This is a genomic window from Mycobacterium conspicuum, assembly GCF_010730195.1.
Taxonomy (GTDB): domain Bacteria; phylum Actinomycetota; class Actinomycetes; order Mycobacteriales; family Mycobacteriaceae; genus Mycobacterium; species Mycobacterium conspicuum.
Window position 1 is genome coordinate 761,736 of sequence record NZ_AP022613.1, and the last position, 15,942, is coordinate 777,677.

General features: G+C 68.5%; 13 protein-coding genes and 1 pseudogene. 7 read left to right on the top strand and 7 right to left on the bottom strand.

The genetic code is table 11. The annotated features are described in order from the left end of the window. Positions 1-52 precede the first annotated feature (52 nt). Complete coding sequence (locus G6N66_RS03660) at positions 53-1,789, top strand: FAD-dependent oxidoreductase (protein ID WP_085233559.1); 1,737 nt, start codon at positions 53-55, stop codon at positions 1,787-1,789. 4 nt (positions 1,790-1,793) lie between these two features. Here the strand turns inward: G6N66_RS03660 and G6N66_RS03665 are convergent, their stop codons facing one another. Beyond that, positions 1,794-2,705, bottom strand: a complete 912-nt coding sequence (locus G6N66_RS03665; RefSeq protein WP_085233560.1) for a TauD/TfdA dioxygenase family protein — start codon at positions 2,703-2,705, stop codon at positions 1,794-1,796. 63 nt (positions 2,706-2,768) lie between these two features. On the opposite strand from G6N66_RS03665, the gene G6N66_RS03670 reads away from it, so the two are divergent. Together G6N66_RS03670 and G6N66_RS03675 are read left to right on the top strand one after the other, a co-directional pair. Then, positions 2,769-3,335, top strand: a complete 567-nt coding sequence (locus tag G6N66_RS03670; RefSeq protein WP_085233561.1) for a TetR/AcrR family transcriptional regulator — start codon at positions 2,769-2,771, stop codon at positions 3,333-3,335. Positions 3,336-3,419: 84 nt separating this feature from the next. Next, positions 3,420-4,067 carry a C39 family peptidase gene (locus G6N66_RS03675; RefSeq protein ID WP_139825265.1) on the top strand — a complete coding sequence of 216 codons (648 nt, stop codon included), beginning with the start codon at positions 3,420-3,422 and terminating at the stop codon, positions 4,065-4,067. A 15-nt stretch (positions 4,068-4,082) separates the two neighbouring features. Here the strand turns inward: G6N66_RS03675 and G6N66_RS03680 are convergent, their stop codons facing one another. The 5 genes and pseudogenes from G6N66_RS03680 to G6N66_RS03700 all read right to left on the bottom strand — a co-directional run bounded on the left by G6N66_RS03680 (position 4,083) and on the right by G6N66_RS03700 (position 10,594). Continuing rightward, on the bottom strand, positions 4,083-6,455 hold the full coding sequence (locus G6N66_RS03680; protein WP_085233563.1) for a glycoside hydrolase family 65 protein: 2,373 nt from the start codon (positions 6,453-6,455) through the stop codon (positions 4,083-4,085). Further along, positions 6,452-7,244: pseudogene (locus tag G6N66_RS03685) on the bottom strand (beta-phosphoglucomutase family hydrolase). The gene G6N66_RS03680 and the pseudogene G6N66_RS03685 overlap by 4 nt, the downstream one beginning before the upstream one ends. Before the next feature lie 129 nt (positions 7,245-7,373). Then, positions 7,374-8,195, bottom strand: a complete 822-nt coding sequence (locus G6N66_RS03690) for a class I SAM-dependent methyltransferase (RefSeq protein ID WP_232079194.1) — start codon at positions 8,193-8,195, stop codon at positions 7,374-7,376. Further along, positions 8,180-9,001: a class I SAM-dependent methyltransferase gene (locus G6N66_RS03695; protein WP_085233566.1), complete on the bottom strand. Its 822-nt coding sequence runs from the start codon at positions 8,999-9,001 to the stop codon at positions 8,180-8,182. The genes G6N66_RS03690 and G6N66_RS03695 overlap by 16 nt, the downstream gene beginning before the upstream one ends. A 42-nt stretch (positions 9,002-9,043) precedes the next feature. Beyond that, positions 9,044-10,594, bottom strand: a complete 1,551-nt coding sequence (locus G6N66_RS03700) for an MFS transporter (RefSeq protein ID WP_232079195.1) — start codon at positions 10,592-10,594, stop codon at positions 9,044-9,046. A gap of 80 nt (positions 10,595-10,674) precedes the next feature. Between G6N66_RS03700 and G6N66_RS03705 the strand changes: the two genes are divergently transcribed. After that, a complete protein-coding gene (locus G6N66_RS03705) occupies positions 10,675-11,328 on the top strand; it encodes a winged helix-turn-helix transcriptional regulator (protein ID WP_085233568.1) in 654 nt (217 codons plus the stop codon). A 49-nt stretch (positions 11,329-11,377) separates the two neighbouring features. Continuing rightward, positions 11,378-12,949 carry a glutamine-hydrolyzing GMP synthase gene (gene guaA / locus G6N66_RS03710; RefSeq protein ID WP_179968250.1) on the top strand — a complete coding sequence of 524 codons (1,572 nt, stop codon included), beginning with the start codon at positions 11,378-11,380 and terminating at the stop codon, positions 12,947-12,949. A 28-nt stretch (positions 12,950-12,977) separates the two neighbouring features. On the opposite strand, the gene G6N66_RS03715 is transcribed toward guaA, so the two are convergent. Beyond that, positions 12,978-13,553 carry a hypothetical protein gene (locus tag G6N66_RS03715; protein WP_372515884.1) on the bottom strand — a complete coding sequence of 192 codons (576 nt, stop codon included), beginning with the start codon at positions 13,551-13,553 and terminating at the stop codon, positions 12,978-12,980. A 135-nt stretch (positions 13,554-13,688) separates the two neighbouring features. Here G6N66_RS03715 and G6N66_RS03720 point away from each other — a divergent pair, with 135 nt between their 5' ends. Next, complete coding sequence (locus tag G6N66_RS03720) at positions 13,689-14,363, top strand: hypothetical protein (protein WP_085233602.1); 675 nt, start codon at positions 13,689-13,691, stop codon at positions 14,361-14,363. Beyond that, positions 14,360-15,937 (top strand): DNA polymerase Y family protein, encoded by a 1,578-nt coding sequence (locus G6N66_RS03725; RefSeq protein WP_163645772.1) that lies wholly within the window; start codon positions 14,360-14,362, stop codon positions 15,935-15,937. The genes G6N66_RS03720 and G6N66_RS03725 overlap by 4 nt, the downstream gene beginning before the upstream one ends. Positions 15,938-15,942 lie beyond the last annotated feature (5 nt).

Genomic DNA, 15,942 nt, shown 5'->3' on the forward strand with positions numbered 1-15,942 from the left:
GTAGGGTTGGCTGAATGGTTTACGGCCTGTGAGGAAGGTCATACTGCAGCGCATGAAGCCGGATTACGACGTCCTGATCATCGGTTCAGGTTTCGGGGGGAGCGTCAGCGCTTTGCGGCTGACGGAAAAGGGCTATCGCGTCGGCGTCCTGGAAGCCGGCCGGCGCTTCGCGGACGAGGAGTTCGCCAAGACATCCTGGGACCTGCGCAAGTTCCTGTGGGCGCCGCGGCTGGGCTGCTACGGCATCCAGCGGATCCACCCGCTGCGCAACGTGATGATCCTGGCCGGCGCCGGGGTGGGCGGCGGATCGCTGAACTACGCCAACACGTTGTATGTGCCCCCCGAGCCGTTCTTCGCCGACCGGCAGTGGTCGCACATCACCGACTGGCGCAGCGAGCTGGCGCCGCATTACGACCAGGCGCAACGGATGTTGGGCGTGGTGGTAAACCCGACCTTCACCGACGCGGACCGCATCGTCAAAGAGGTCGCCGACGAGATGGGTTGCGGGGACACCTGGGTGCCGACGCCCGTTGGGGTGTTCTTCGGTCCCGACGGCACCAAGACGCCGGGCAAGACCGTGCCCGACCCGTATTTCGGCGGGGTCGGACCGGCGCGGACCGGCTGCCTGGAATGCGGTGCCTGCATGACGGGCTGCCGCTACGGCGCTAAGAACACGCTGCTGAAGAACTATCTCGGTCTCGCGGAATCGGCAGGCGCACAAGTCATTCCGATGACAACGGTCAAGGGTTTCGAGCAGCGGTCCGACGGACTTTGGGAGGTGCGTACCGTCCGCACCGGCAGCTGGCTGCGCAGGGAGCGGCGCACGTTCACCGCCACGTACCTGATCGTGGCCGCTGGCACCTGGGGCACGCAGCACCTGCTGTTCAAGATGCGCGACAAGGGCAAGCTGCCCCGGCTTTCGAAGCGGTTGGGCATGCTGACCCGGACCAACTCCGAGTCGATCGTGGGGGCTGGTCGGCTGGCCGTCGCACCGGATTTGGACCTCACGCACGGCGTGGCGATCACCTCGTCGATCCACCCGACGCCGGACACGCACGTCGAGCCGGTCCGGTACGGCAAGGGATCCAACGCGATGGGGTTGCTGCAAACCCTGATGACCGACGGCCCCGGGCCGGAGGGCACGGACCTGCCGCGCTGGCGACAGTTGCTGGACCAGGCCCGCGAAGACCCCCGCGCCACGCTGCGGCTGCTGAACCCCCGCCAGTGGAGCGAGCGGACGATGATCGCGCTGGTGATGCAGCACCTGGACAACTCGATCACCACGTTCACCAAGCGCGGGAAGCTGGGCATCCGCTGGTACACCAGCAAACAGGGGCACGGCGCACCGAACCCGACCTGGATCCCCGTCGGCAACGCGGTGACCCGCCGGATCGCCGCCAAGATCGACGGGGTGGCCGGCGGCACCTGGGGCGAGCTGTTCAACATCCCGCTGACCGCGCACTTCCTCGGTGGCGCGGTGATCGGTGACAGCGCCGAACACGGCGTCATCGACCCGTACCACCGGGTCTACGGCTACCCGACGCTGTTCGTGGTGGACGGGGCCGCGATCTCGGCGAACCTGGGCGTCAACCCGTCGCTGTCCATCACCGCGCAGGCCGAGCGGGCCGCCTCGCTGTGGCCGAACAAGGGCGAGATCGACCAGCGGCCGCTGCAGGGGGACACCTACCGCAGGCTGGAGCCGATCCCGCCCGCGCACCCGGTGGTGCCGGACACGGCGCCGGGCGCGCTGCGCTGGCTGCCGATCGACCCGATCAGCAGCGCCGGGTGACGATTCAGCTCGCGAGCGCCGTCAGCGGCGCGCCGCTGACCACTCGGCTGCGTTGCCCGTGCACGTTGACGGGTACGTCGCCCATCAGGGTGACCCGATGCATGAGCCGATGCTGGTTGTCGTAATCGTCGATCGCCCGGTGCTGAGTTGCCTGGTTGTCCCAGATGGCGACGTCGCCTAGATCCCAATTCCAGCGAATCGTGTTCTCGGGCATCGTGATTCGTCGCTGCAGCAGTTCCAGCAGCATGGTCGACTCGTAGCTGTCCAGGCCGACGAAGCCGCGCACGAAATTACCCGCCACCAGCGTGCGCTCACCGGTCTCCGGGTGCACCCGAACCACGGGATGCTCGGTGCGGTAATCCGCCTTCTCGAAGGCCTGCCGGAATGCGCGCTGAGCTTCTGTCATCGAAGCCGTCGACGTGGTGGCTTCAGCATCCACGTAGTCGTAGCGGTTGGTGTGCAGCGCCCACAGGTTGTCGACGAACCACTTGAGCGGCTCGGGCAGGGCGTCGTAGGCCGCCGCGGTGGAGGCCCAGAGCGTCGAGCCGCCGTAGCTGGGCAGCGTGACCGCGCGCAGGATCGAGGCCGAGGGATAGTTCGCCACAAAGGTGACGTCGGTGTGCCAGCGCGTCGCCTTGCCGTAGTCGGAGTTGATCGGCGTGATGATCGGGGCATCGGCGGCGGCCAAGACACCGGCGGCGGGATGGCCGATCGGCGTGCCCAGCAGCCGGGCGAACGCGAGTTGCTGCTCGTCGTCGAGGTGGTGCTGGCCACGGAAGAAGATCACCTTGTAGGAAAGCAACGCGTCCCGGATCTCCTCAACGGTGTCCGGATCGAGGTCACCGCCCAGGTGCACCCCGTCGATGCGCGCGCCGATCTGGCTGCCCAGTTTGGTGACGGTGATCTGGTCGGTCATTGCTCTCGTCCTTTTAGCCACAGTTAGATGTAGTCAGCTGACTACATGCGCTAGTGTAGTCACATGACTACGCGTTCGGCAAGTGCCACCCGCAACATTCCCACCGGGCGGGAAGAGGTCGCCGCGGCGATCCTGGAGGCCGCCACCGGGTTGTTCGCGGAGCGAGGCCCGGCCGCGACGTCGATCCGCGACATCGCCGCCCGCTCGAAGGTCAACCATGGACTGGTGTTTCGGCACTTCGGCACCAAGGACCAACTCGTCGGCGCCGTGCTCGATCACCTCAGCGCGACCACGAACAGCTTGCGGCGAACCGACGCGTCGCCCGCGCAGGTGCAGCGATCCGTCGACCGGCACATGCGGGTGATCGCGCGCGCGTTGCTCGACGGATATCCGGTGGGGCAGCTGCAGACGCAGTTCCCCGGCATGTCGCAACTGCTCGACGGCATACGCCCGCGCCACACCGACGACCGCAGCGCGCGGCTGGCGCTCGCCAATGCCGCTGCCCTGCAATTCGGTTGGCGGCTGTTCGAGCCCTTCCTGCGGGCGTCGACCGGTCTCGACGAGCTGACCGACGACGAATTGCGCGCGGCGATCGACGGCGAGGTCGGCCGCATTCTCGAACCCCACTAAACGCGCGGGCGCGTTAGCTGCGGCGCAAGGATTCCGCAAGCATCAGCCAAGAACCCGGATAGTGCCGTCGCGGATTCTCGTGCCATGCGAACGGCAAGGCGGATAGCGCTACTGGGCATCGTCGGAGTGATCGGATTCTGCGGTGCCACAACCACAGTCACACCCACGGCGCACGCCGCGCCGTCCCCACGCCGCGACGGCCAGATGTACGGCGATCCCGGTGCCGCGGCGCCGTTTTGGCGCCGGCAGCACGGTTCCAACTGCGGGGAGATGGCCGCGGCCGACGTGATCGGCGAGGTGACCGGTCGTGAGCCCGACGAGCAGCAGATCAATGCCACCGCGCAGAGCACCCAGAGCATCGCGCACCCCGGGCCGATCTGGACGCCCGGGGGCTCGACGAACAGCATGGACATCGCGCTGCTGCTGGCACGCTACGGCGTCGGATCCGACGCCGCGCCCAGCTCGATCGGGGCAATCGAACAGGCGCTGGCTCGGGGGCACAAGGTGATCGCCGGCGCCAACGGCCCGATCCTGTGGAACGAGCGCGGCGACCGCTCCAAGCAAGACCACTTCGTCGTCGTCACGGGCATCGAAATAAAGGGGGACACCAACGCGGATGTGGTGCACCTCAACGACAGTGGCAACAATGCCGGCCGCGACGAGCAGGTCCCCCTCGCCGTGTTCGAGCGATCGTGGGCCACCAGCGGTAACTACGCCATTGTCACCAGGTAGCCCGCTGGCTACCGCCTAAATCGTGGGGGTCCCGGACAGGGCCCGCCGGTGCATCGGCTCGCGGCCGGGCGGCTGGGGCGGTGGCGGCAGCAACGGCTTACGCGGTTGCACCGCAATGGTTGTCGGCGCATCCGTACAGAGCGTGAGTTCTTCGCCGGCATGGCGGATGGTCAACTCGGTGCCGGGACCGTCGCGCAGGGTGTAGGTGACGTCGGAGTGGTTGGCGTCGACGGTGAGCCGGAACTCGCGCCAGCGCAACCGGAACCGCAGGCAGGAGATGCCGTCGGGCAGATGGGGATTGATGTCGAGGATGCCGTCGTCGTCGCGCAGGCCGCCGAAGCCCGCGACCAGCGCCATCCACGCCCCGGCCAGCGACGCCATATGCAGGCCGTCGCGGGTGTTGCTGTGCAGGTCGCGCAGGTCGATCAGCGCGGCCTCGTAGGCATAGTCGTGGGCGAGCTCCATGTGGCCGACGTCGGCGCACATCACCGCCTGGGTGCAGGCCGACAGCGAGGAGTCGCGCACGGTGCGCCGCTCGTAGTAGTCGACGTTGCGGGCCCGCTGTTCGGCCGTGAACGCGTGGCTTTGCCATTGCATGGCCAGCACCAGGTCGGCCTGCTTGATCACCTGCGCCGGATATAGGCGCACATAGGCCTCGTGCATCAGCAGCGGGTAGGTGGCGTTGGTTTCGAAATCCCACTCCGCGAAGGTGGTGAAGCCCTCGCACTGCTGATGGACACCCAGTCCCTCGTCGTAGGGGATGTGGACCGCGTTGGCCGCGTCACGCCAGCAGGCCATTTCTTCGGTGGTCACCCCCAGTGCCGCGCCGGCATCCGGATCACGAACGCAGGCGTCGGCGGCGGTGACCAGGTTGTGCGCCGCCATCAGGTTGGTGAAGACGTTGTCGCGCACGATCGCGGTGTACTCGTCGGGGCCGGTGACGCCGTCGAGGTGCCAGACGCCGTGGCGATCGTGGTGCCCCAGCGACATCCACAGCCGGGCGGTTTCGACCAAAACCCTGAGGCCACAATCCTTTTCGAGGGATTGATCCCCGGTCACGATGCGGTACCGCTCGAAGGCCATCGCGATGTCGGCGTTGATGTGCCAGGCCGCGGTGCCGGCCGGCCAGTACGCCGAACACTCCTGCCCACGGATGGTGCGCCACGGGAAGGCCGCGCCATCGAGGCCGAGTTCGGCCGCCCGCTCCTTGGCGAGGTCCAATGTCGAGGCCCTCCACCGCAGCGCGTCGGCCACCGCGTGCGGCAGCGTGTAGGTGAGCACCGGGAGCACGAAACCCTCGGTGTCCCAGAAGGCGTGGCCGTCGTAGCCCGTCCCGGTGAGCCCCTTGCTGGGGATCGCCCGGCCTTCGGAGCGGGCGCTGGCCTGAACCAGGTGAAAAAGCCCGAACCGCACCGCTTGCTGGGATTCCGCGTCCCCCTCGACCTCGACGTCCGCGTTCTCCCAGAAGTCGTCGAGGTACTTGCGTTGCGCGTCCAGCAGTCCCTGCCATCCGCTGTAGCGCGCGCTGTGCAGGGCGGCGGCGGCCTGGTCGCGCAGGGCCGGGCGGGAGCGCAAGCTCGACCAGCCGTAGGCGATGTATTTGACGATGCGCAGCTTCTGGCCCGGGCGCAGCCCGCAGATCACCGTGGTGCGCGCCAGGTCGGCGCGGGCGTCGGTGCTGAACTCCACCCGCCCGGGCACGTCGATCTCGTGATCCATCGCGGCGGCCATCATCAGGGCGCTGGCCCGGGTCCGGTGCATGAGAAGTGCTCCGGTCTCGGTGTTTTCGTGGTCGACGGCTTCCAGCGGGTTGTCCAGGATCGCCGCCACCCGCGGATCGGCCGAGGTTGCCGGCTGGTCCTCGTTGGTGACCAGCTCGGACTGCACGGTGACGCGAACGAATTCGTCGACGGCCTCGACGCAGTACTCGATGGCCGCGACACTGCGCTGGGCCAGCGACACCAGCCGCGTCGACGTCACTTTGACCTGCTTGCCCGACGGCGAACTCCAGTGCGCGTTGCGGGTCAGCGTCCCGGCGCGCATGTCCAGGACGCGCTCGTGGGAGAGCAGCTTGCCGTAGCGGACGTCGAACGGCTCGTCGCCGACCAGCAGGCGAATGATCTTGCCGTTGGTGACGTCGACGACGGTCTGGCCGGCCTCGGGATAGCCGTAGCCGGCCTCGGCGTACGGCAAGGGGCGGATCTCGTAGAACGAGTTGAGGTAGGTGCCCGGCAGGCCGTGCGGCTCGCCCTCGTCGAGGTTGCCGCGCAACCCGATGTGCCCATTGGCCAAGGCGAACAGCGATTCCGACTGGGCGATCAGATTCAGATCCAGCCGGGTCTCGCGCACCTGCCACGGTTCGACGGGGAACGCGTCCTGGGTGATCATGACCGCAGCAATTCGGCCAGGTCGGTCACCACCACGTCGGCGCCGCTGCGGCGCAAGTCCTCGGCCTGGCCCACTCTGTCTACTCCCACCACGTAGCCGAAGTTACCGGCATGACCGGCCTGCACGCCGGATAACGCGTCCTCGAATACGGCGGCCGCGTCGGGGGGCACGTCGAGCAGCTGCGCCCCGCGCAGGTAGCAATCGGGGGCCGGCTTGCCCTTGATGTGCTCCTCGCGCAACGTGATCCCGTCCACGCGCTGTTGGACGAACCGGTCCAGACCGGTGATCTCGAGGACCTCGCGGGTGTTGGCGCTCGAGGACACCACGGCGATCCCCAGACCCGCGGCCGAGACCGCCTCCAGGTAGCGCCGCGAGCCGTCGAACACCTCGACGCCGTCTCGTTCCAGGACCTTCTGGAACGCGTCGTTCTTGCGGTTGCCCAGCCCGTAGATCGTTTCCTTGTCGCCGGAGTCGTCGGGGTTGCCCTCGGGCAGCTCGATTCCCCGGCTGTCCAGAAACGACTTCACGCCGTCTTCGCGTTTCTTGCCGTCGACGTATTTGCGGTAGTCCGCGCCGGCGTCGAACGGGACGAATTGGTCCCCGGTGCGCTCGGCCCGCTGCTGCAGGAAGGCGTCGAACATGGCCTTCCATGCCTTGGTATGCACGCTGGCGGTGTCGGTGAGCACGCCGTCGAGGTCGAACAGGCACGCACGCACCTTGTCGGGCAGACCCAGCACGGGGGACCTCACTCTCGGGTTGCGGAGTAGTCGGGCGATACCACTCCACCATGCTTGGCTGCGCGTCGCCAGAGATGTCGGGGTCGAGTCGACCGGCGAGGCCTGCGCGGAGCGTCGACGCGAGAATCAGGTTCGGGCCAAGAACAGCAAGTACCCGACGGCGGTCAGGATCGCGTGGGCTTCAGCCGCCGATCGCGCGCGCCAGACCCTGGACCACTCGCAGTCGTCCGTCCGCCAGGGCGACGGTGAGGTTTTCGGCCTTGCGCGCGAAGTCGGTGACGAACGCGTGCAATCCCAGCGGGCTCGGTGGCTGGGAGAGCATGGCTTTCATGAGCGCCCCGGCCTGGTCGGTGAGGTCGTTCCACTGCTCGACGTCGAAGCCGGCGGAATCGACGGCGCCGCGCAACTCGTCGCCGGCGACCAGGTGGCTGTATTCGGGCAGGTCGGCCCACGGCAGGGGGTAGTCGAGTTCGGCTCCGTCACCAATCACGATGTCCCACAGTGCAAGTCGTCCTCCGCTCACCAGCACCCGGCGGGCCTCGGAGTACAGGCGGCCCTTGTCGGCCACGTTCATCTGCACATGCTGGCTGATCGCGACGTCGAAAGTGCCGTCGGGAAAGGGAAGTTCGGTAACGTCCGCCTGGCGCACGGATATCCGGTCGTCGAGTCCGACGAGTCGATTGAGCCAGCGGTTCGTGTCGCTGTATTCGTCGGTGAGGTCCACGGCGGTCACCGAGCAGCCGCAGTGGTCCGCGACGTAGCGGGCGGTGCCGCCGACGCCGCTGCCGGCGTCGAGCACCGAACTCGCAGCGGTGATCCCGGCCAGGTCCACCAGCTGGCTGGTGGCGATGCGGCCCATGGTGTGGAAGTCCTCCAGCATGGCCAGGTCCGCGGGTGCGAGGTGGCCGAGGTCCTTGCCGGCGGCGATGAGTGCCTGCTCGATGTTGTCGCGCGACAGGCCGGTCGAGTATTGCTCGGCGATGGTATTCATTTCTGCACCCATGCGGTGATCATCGGGGGCATCGTGATGAGGGCGTTGGCCGCCAGCGCCTCTTCGCGGAATCTCGGCACGAACTCGTCGATATTTCTGACTTCGTCGATGGCGAAGCCATTTCGGTCGGCGATGGGGGAGACCAATCGCCACACTTCCGCGGCATAGGCCAGGATGTCGGTGTCGGCGGCGGTGCCGATCGGCGTGCCCACGGTCAGGCGCGGCGCACCCAGACCGGCGTCGGCAAAGACTCGGTGCAGCGTGGTGCCGAACCGCGTGCTGAGCCCCATCGCCTCGAAGGCGCGGATGATGCCCGCCGACACCCGCTCGAACAGCGGCATGGCCGGGATGCTGGTCGTCCCATTCATGTCGTTTTCGGAGAACGCGACCACCCCGCCGGGGCGCACAAAGGAGCTGAGGTGCCGAAGCGTGCCGACCGGGTCGGGCAGGTGCATCAGGATCAGTCGGCCGATGACCGCGTCCACCGGTTCGTCGAGGTCGATCTCGCCGACCGCGGCCTGCGTGAAATGCACTGTGGACAGCCCCTGTTCGGCGGCACGGGCGCTGGCGAGCTCGACCATGGCCGGGGCGGCGTCCACACCCAGGACGGTCCCCGTCGGGCCGACCAGCCGGGCGGCGACGAACGACACGTCACCGGGTCCGGACCCGATATCGAGGACTCGCATGCCCGCCCGCAGCCCGGCGAGGCGCAGTGCGTGCTCGGTGTAGTCGTTGTACAGCCGGCCCTGCAGGAGCAGCCGTTGCACCTCCACGTCGGCGTGGCCCAGAACGTAGGTGCTGCCGGTCGATGTACTCATGGGTTCTTCCTTTTCTGTCGAGTTATCCTGGGCCGCTTGGCATCAAGCGCGCGCCGGTGACGGGGTCGTGGGGAATGCGGCGGTCTGACGCACCCGGGCGGGCAGTAGGCAGGCCACGATGATCGCCGCGGCCAGCGCGATGCCGGCGCAGACCAGCGAGCCCACCTGCAGGCCGTCCAGGAACGCGCCATTGACCGCGTCGTGGATACCGGTGGCTTGCGCGGTCGGCAGCTGCTCGGCGACCTTGTGCGCCACCGCCATTGACCGGCCCATCGCCGAACGCACATCGGCCGGCAGCGCGGTGAGCGCCGGCGCGGAGCCGATCCGACCCGAGTACACCGACGCGAAGACGCTGCCGACAATGGCGACGCCGAGGGTGCCGCCCAACTCGCGGGTGGTGTCGTTGACGGCCGAGCCGACCCCGGCCTTGTCGGCCGACAACGATCCCATGATCGCCTCGGTTGCCGGCGCGGTGGTGAGGCCGAGGCCGCCCCCGAGCAACAGCATCTGCATGGCGATCTGGTCATAGGGAGTCACGGCGCTGGCCGTGGATGCCCATGCCAGGCCGGCGGCGAACACGGTCAATCCGGCGGCGACGACGGCGGTGGTGCCGATCCGTTCGACGAGTCGGGGCCCCAGAACGCTGGCCAATGCGATGGATCCGGCCACCGGCAGCAACCGCACCCCGCTCTCGAATGCGCTGTAGTTCTTGATGAATTGGAAGTACTGGGTGATGACGAAGATGAACCCGAACAGGGTCAGAAAGCCCGCGGTCACCGCCAGGCTGCCGCCGGAGAATCGACGGTTGAGGAACACCGATATGTCCAGCATGGGGTGGGTGCTGCGGCGTTCCCACCGGGCAAAGCCAACCAGAATGGTTGCGGCCAAAGCGAATCCGATCGCAGCGCGAGCACTGGTCCATCCCCAGGTCGGCGCCTCGATGACGGTGTAGATCAAGGCGGTTACGCCGAGCGCGGACAGGATCAAACCGGGGATGTCCACACGCGGCGCGGCCGGGTCGCGCGAGGTGGGCACGAAGAGGACCGCACCGGTGATGGCCAGGGCCGCGACCGGAAGGTTGACCAAAAAGATCGAGCCCCACCAGAAGTGCTCGAGCAGCCAGCCGCCGCTGATCGGTCCCACCGCCACCCCGACGCCCACCATGGCCGCCCACACGCCGATCGCCTTGGCGCGCGGCGCCGGTTCGGTGAAGATGTTGGTGATCAGTCCCAGGGTGGTGGGGAAGATCACCGCCGCCCCGACGCCCATGGCGGCGCGTGCCGCGATGAGCGCGTCCGCCGAATTCACCTGTGCGGCAATGACAGAGGTGATCGCGAACAGCGCCAGGCCGGAGCTGAGCCAGCCGCGTCTGCCGTAGCGGTCGCCGAGGCTGCCGGCCGAGAGCAGCAACCCGGACATGACGAGGGTGTACGCATCGACGATCCACTGCAGCTGTGCGGTGTCGGCGCCAAGTTCGCGCGACAGCGTGGGGAGCGCGACGTTGACGATGGTGGCGTCGACGCTGATGACGAAGACACTCAGGCTGATGACGGCGAGTGCGGCGATGGGTTTGTCGCGGAAGATGAGGCGCATGGACAAAACACTAAAGCCACTAGACAAACAAATCAAGTAAGGACTTGAGAAAGTTGTCTTAGCAGGTATGATGGCTTTCTGTGGCCACTCGCAGGACCTACAACCAGAACTGCCCCATCGCGTTGGGGCTGGACGTCCTGGGCGAGCGGTGGACATTGCTGATCCTGCGTGAACTGGTCGGGGGGCCCCGCCGCTACGGCGACCTGCGCGCGCAACTGCCCGGCATCGCCACCAACCTGCTCGCCGAACGACTCAAGGAACTGCAGGACGCCGGGCTCGTCGACCGTGCCGACCTGCCGGCTCCCATCGGACGTACCGTCTACTCGCTCAGCGACTTCGGCTGGCGAAAGGTGTTGCCGGTGCTGCGCAGTATCGCGCTGCTGGGTGTGGACCGGCTGGCGCCCGTCGACGATTCGGGCGAACCAGGCCCGGTCTCGCCCTTGAACGGATTTCTGGCCGGCGTCTTGTTGCCCTTCGATCCGGCCGCCGCCGCCGGCTTGACCACGACCTGCCGCGTGGACATCGATGGCCGCCGTTTCGAGTTCTCGGTCGACCACGGGCACCTCGCGGCCGCACGCGCAGAGCCCGCGGTGACGATCACCGCCAGCGCGGCAGACCTTTACACGTCGCGCTTCGGACCGACCGACGCCAAGCGCAAGGCGGCGCTGCGGCGCATCGATTTCGACGGCGAGCAACGCGACATCGACGCACTGCGCACGGCGCTTTCGCTGTAACAGCGTCGCCCACAAGGAGCAGTCATGCTGCGCCCATTAAGCTTGCGGGGTGGCAGAACCTGGTGATTCCGAAGCCGCTGCGCCGCGCCCGGTGTTGGTGGTCGACTTCGGCGCGCAGTACGCGCAGCTGATCGCCCGCCGCGTACGGGAGGCGCGGGTCTACTCCGAGGTCGTCCCGCACACCGCCTCGGTCGAGGAGATCAGCTCCCGTGATCCCTTGGCGCTGGTGCTGTCCGGCGGACCGTCCAGTGTCTACGCCGACGGGGCCCCGCAGCTCGATCCCGCCGTGTTCGAGCTCGGCGTGCCGGTATTCGGGATCTGCTATGGGTTTCAGGCCATGGCCCAGGCGCTCGGCGGCACCGTCGCGCACACCGGCACCAGTGAGTACGGCCGCACCGAACTGAAAGTCCTTGGCGGAGAGCTGCATTCGGGACTTCCTGAGGTCCAGCCGGTCTGGATGAGCCACGGTGACGCGGTCACCGCCGCCCCCGACGGATTCGATGTGGTCGCCAGCACCGCGGGCGCGGCGGTGGCGGCCTTCGAGAACCGGGAGCGGAGCCTGGCCGGGGTGCAGTATCACCCGGAGGTGATGCACACCCCGCACGGGCAGCAGGTGCTCAGCCGGTTCCTGCACGACTTCGCCGGGCTCGGCGCGGACTGGACGGCCGCGAACATCGCCAATGCGCTGGTCGAACAGGTGCGGGCGCAGATCGGTGACGGCCATGCGATCTGCGGGCTGTCCGGCGGGGTGGATTCCGCGGTGGCCGCGGCGCTGGTGCAGCGCGCCATCGGCGATCGGTTGACCTGTGTGTTCGTCGACCACGGGCTGCTGCGCGAGGGTGAGCGCGCACAGGTGCAGCGCGATTTCGTCGCCGCCACCGGCGCCAACCTGGTCACCGTCGACGCGTCGGACACCTTCATCGAGGCGCTCACCGGGGTGAGCAACCCCGAGGGCAAGCGCAAGATCATCGGACGGCAGTTCATCCGGGCCTTCGAGGGCGCCGTGCGGGATGTGTTGGACGGCAAAGAAGTCGAGTTTCTTGTGCAGGGCACGCTGTATCCGGATGTGGTGGAGTCCGGCGGGGGCAGCGGCACCGCGAACATCAAGAGCCACCACAACGTCGGCGGCCTGCCGGGCGATTTGAAGTTCAAACTCGTCGAACCGCTGCGACTGCTGTTCAAGGACGAGGTGCGCGCCGTCGGGCGGGAGTTGGGGCTGCCCGAGGAAATCGTTGCGCGCCAACCATTTCCGGGTCCGGGTCTGGGGATCAGGATCGTCGGGGAGGTCACCGCGGCGCGGTTGGCGACCCTGCGGCGCGCCGACTCGATCGCGCGTGAGGAGCTCACCGCGGCGGGCCTGGACAACCAGATCTGGCAGTGCCCCGTGGTGTTGCTCGGCGATGTCCGCTCGGTCGGCGTGCAGGGCGACAACCGCACCTACGGGCACCCGATCGTGCTGCGCCCGGTGTCCAGTGAGGACGCCATGACCGCCGACTGGACCCGGGTGCCCTACGAGGTGCTGGAACGCATCTCGACCCGCATCACCAACGAGGTGCCCGAGGTCAACCGTGTGGTGTTGGACATCACCAGCAAGCCGCCCGGCACCATCGAGTGGGAGTAGCTGAGCGCGTGGGTGAACGTCGCGCCCGTCAACCCTCCACGAATTCCCGCCTGCCGTAGGCGATGGTGGCCGCATCCCAGCGCCCGCCGGCCTCGGTGACGAGTCGGCGGGCGACGTCGAGATCGGCGGTGTCGGTGATCAGGATCAAGGTGTGCTCGGCCGGGGCGACAGATCCGCCCCGCAAACGACGCCGCGCGGTCGAATCGGACACCAGCGCGTCGCGGAAGTGGGCGAGGTCGACGTCGGGCACGGTGACGGCGACCGCGTGCGCGTCGGGTGCGTCCTGCGGCAGGTAGTCGAAGGTCAGCACCGCTTCCTGGTGGAACTGCGTGCGCAGCGCCTCGGCGAGGGCGTGCAAGGTGGGCTCGTCGGGACTGCAGAGATGGAATTCGCGCGATCGTTCGGCGGTGGTCTGCTGCAGCCGGGTCGACCAATACACGCCGTCGAGCGGGGTCGATCCCGTCGCCGCGGCGCCGGCCAGCGCGATCGTCACGTCGGCCCGGATCTCGAACAGGGGATCCGTGTTGTCGGTGATGAAGAGCTCCGCCGGTTGACAGGTTGGGGGCGGCGCCGACGGCAGGAAAAAGCCGCCGGAAAGCACCATCAGCCCCACCAGCACCGAGCGCATAAAGCAGCCTCTCACGTTTCTTGACGGTTGTCGGAGGGTGGGTGTTTACTCGACAACAGTATCGAACATGCATTCGAAAGTCTTATTAAAAGTGCTGGTAGGAGGCTCGAAATGACGGCTGCTTTGGCCTCCGAACAACGCGCTGAACAGCTTGAGTCGCTGCGCCGGAAGATGGCCGTTCTTTCCGGAAGGCGGGCCGAGGCGGCCGTACCCCCGTCCGAGGCGGAAGCCGGGCTGGCCGTCCCGCCGTGGCTAGCCGAGGTGCTGCCGGCCCCCCTGCCCCGGGGGACGGTGGCGGTGTTGACGGGGGCCCGGTCGCTGCTGCTGGGCATGGTGGCCGCGGTGACGGCGGCCGGGGGCAACGCGGCAATCGTCGGCCAGCCCGATATCGGGCTGCTGGCCGCCGTGGAGATGGGGGCGGATCTGAGCCGGCTCGCGGTGATACCCGATCCCGGGACCGACCCGGTGGAGGTGGCCGCGGTGCTCATCGACGGCATGGATTTGGTGGCGCTGGGTCTTGGCGGACGCCGGGTGCCGCGATCCCGCGCGCGGGCGGTGGTGGCCCGCGCGCGCGCCAAAGGGTGCACCCTGCTGGTCACCGACGGCGACTGGGAAGGGGCGCCGACGCGGCTGCAGGCCCGGGTGTGCGGTTACGACATCACGGCCATCACCGCGGGCGGCCGGGGCGCGCCGGCCTGCGGATTCGGGCGGATCAGCGGGGTGCGGCTGCAGGTCAGCGGGGTGTGTGCGGGCGGGCGGACGATCGGCCGGGCCAGAACGGGATGACGGGCAGCTCCTCTCGGGTGCTGGCGATCTGGTGCCTGGATTGGCCCGCGGTCGCGGTCGCGGCGGCCGCGGGCCTGTCCGCGACGGCTCCGGTCGCGGTCACGTTGGCCAACCGGGTGGTGGCCTGTTCAGCGTCCGCCCGCGCGGCGGGGGTGCGGCGAGGGCTACGGCGCCGGGAGGCGGCCGCCCGGTGTCCGCAACTGCACGTCGCGACCGCCGATGCCGACCGCGACGCCCGCTTCTTCGAGGGGGTGGTCGCGGCGGTGGACGACCTGGTTCCCCGCGCCGAGGTGCTGCGGCCCGGGCTGTTGGTGTTGCCGGTGCGCGGGGCGGCCCGCTATTTCGGGTCCGAGGAGCGGGCGGCCGAACGGCTGATCGACGCGGTCGCCGTGAGTTCAGTGGCCGGCGCCGAGTGTCAGGTCGGTATCGCCGACCAGCTGTCCACCGCGGTCTTCGCCGCGCGCGCCGGCCGTGTCGTCCAGGCCGGCGGTGACGCGAAGTTTTTGTCGACGCTCTCGATCCGGCAGCTCGCCGCCGAGCCGAGCCTGTCCGGCCCGGGTCGTGAAGAGCTGGCGGATCTGTTGTGGCGGTTGGGGATTCGCACCATCGGGCAGTTCGCCGCGCTGTCGCGTACCGACGTGGCTTCCAGGTTCGGTGCCGACGGGATAACCGCCCACCGGTTCGCCCGCGGCGAACCCGAGCGGGGACCGTCCGGCCGGGAGCCGCCGCCGGAACTCGAGGCGGTGCTGGACTGCGATCCGCCGATCGACCGGGTCGATGCCGCGGCGTTCGCCGGACGCTCGCTGGCCGGCAGTCTGCATCAGACCCTGATGGCCGCCGGCGTGGGATGTACCCGGCTGGCGATTCACGCCGTCACCGCCAACGGCGAAGAGCTGGAAAGGGTTTGGCGTTGCGCCGAGCCGTTGACCGAGGATGCCACCGCCGACCGGGTGCGCTGGCAACTGGACGGGTGGTTGAACAACCGAGTCGCTCGGCACCGGCCCTCGGGGCCGGTGACACTGCTGCGGCTGCAGGCGGTGGAGGTGGTGTCCGCCGAGGCGCTGCAGTTGCCGCTTTGGGGCGGCCTCGGCGAGGAGGACAGGCTGCGGGTCCGCCGGGCGCTGGTGCGGGTGCAGGGTCTGCTCGGTCCGGAGGCGGTGCAGGTTCCGGTGCTGTCCGGCGGTCGCGGGCCGGCCGAACGCATCACGCTGACCCCGCTGGGTGACGAGCCGGAACCGCGGGCCGACCCGGATCGGCCCTGGCCCGGCCAACTGCCCCAGCCGTCACCGGCGGTGCTGCTCGACGATCCGGTGGAATTGCTTGACGCCCAAGGAAATCCGATCCGTGTCACCAGCCGCGGGATGTTCTCCGCCGACCCCGCGCGACTGGCTGTTCGCGGTCGTGAGGATCGGCTGCGCTGGTGGGCGGGACCGTGGACGGTCGATGAGCGGTGGTGGGATACCGACCTGGCAAAGGGGCGCACGGCCCGGGCGCAGGTGTTGCTGGAGGGCGAGCGCGCGCTGCTGCTGTGCTACCGCCAGCGGCGGTGGTATCTGGAAGGACGATACGAGTAGCGAAA

Bases quoted from the DNA above. Each gene is read 5' to 3' on its own strand.
- G6N66_RS03660 (WP_085233559.1), top strand. From the start codon at position 53: ATGAAGCCGGATTACGACGTCCTGATCATCGGTTCAGGTTTCGGGGGG.
- G6N66_RS03665 (WP_085233560.1), bottom strand. From the start codon at position 2,705: ATGACCGACCAGATCACCGTCACCAAACTGGGCAGCCAGATCGGCGCG.
- G6N66_RS03670 (WP_085233561.1), top strand. From the start codon at position 2,769: ATGACTACGCGTTCGGCAAGTGCCACCCGCAACATTCCCACCGGGCGG.
- G6N66_RS03675 (WP_139825265.1), top strand. From the start codon at position 3,420: ATGCGAACGGCAAGGCGGATAGCGCTACTGGGCATCGTCGGAGTGATC.
- G6N66_RS03680 (WP_085233563.1), bottom strand. From the start codon at position 6,455: ATGATCACCCAGGACGCGTTCCCCGTCGAACCGTGGCAGGTGCGCGAG.
- G6N66_RS03690 (WP_232079194.1), bottom strand. From the start codon at position 8,195: ATGGGTGCAGAAATGAATACCATCGCCGAGCAATACTCGACCGGCCTG.
- G6N66_RS03695 (WP_085233566.1), bottom strand. From the start codon at position 9,001: ATGAGTACATCGACCGGCAGCACCTACGTTCTGGGCCACGCCGACGTG.
- G6N66_RS03700 (WP_232079195.1), bottom strand. From the start codon at position 10,594: ATGCGCCTCATCTTCCGCGACAAACCCATCGCCGCACTCGCCGTCATC.
- G6N66_RS03715 (WP_372515884.1), bottom strand. From the start codon at position 13,553: ATGGTGCTTTCCGGCGGCTTTTTCCTGCCGTCGGCGCCGCCCCCAACC.
- G6N66_RS03720 (WP_085233602.1), top strand. From the start codon at position 13,689: ATGACGGCTGCTTTGGCCTCCGAACAACGCGCTGAACAGCTTGAGTCG.
- G6N66_RS03725 (WP_163645772.1), top strand. From the start codon at position 14,360: ATGACGGGCAGCTCCTCTCGGGTGCTGGCGATCTGGTGCCTGGATTGG.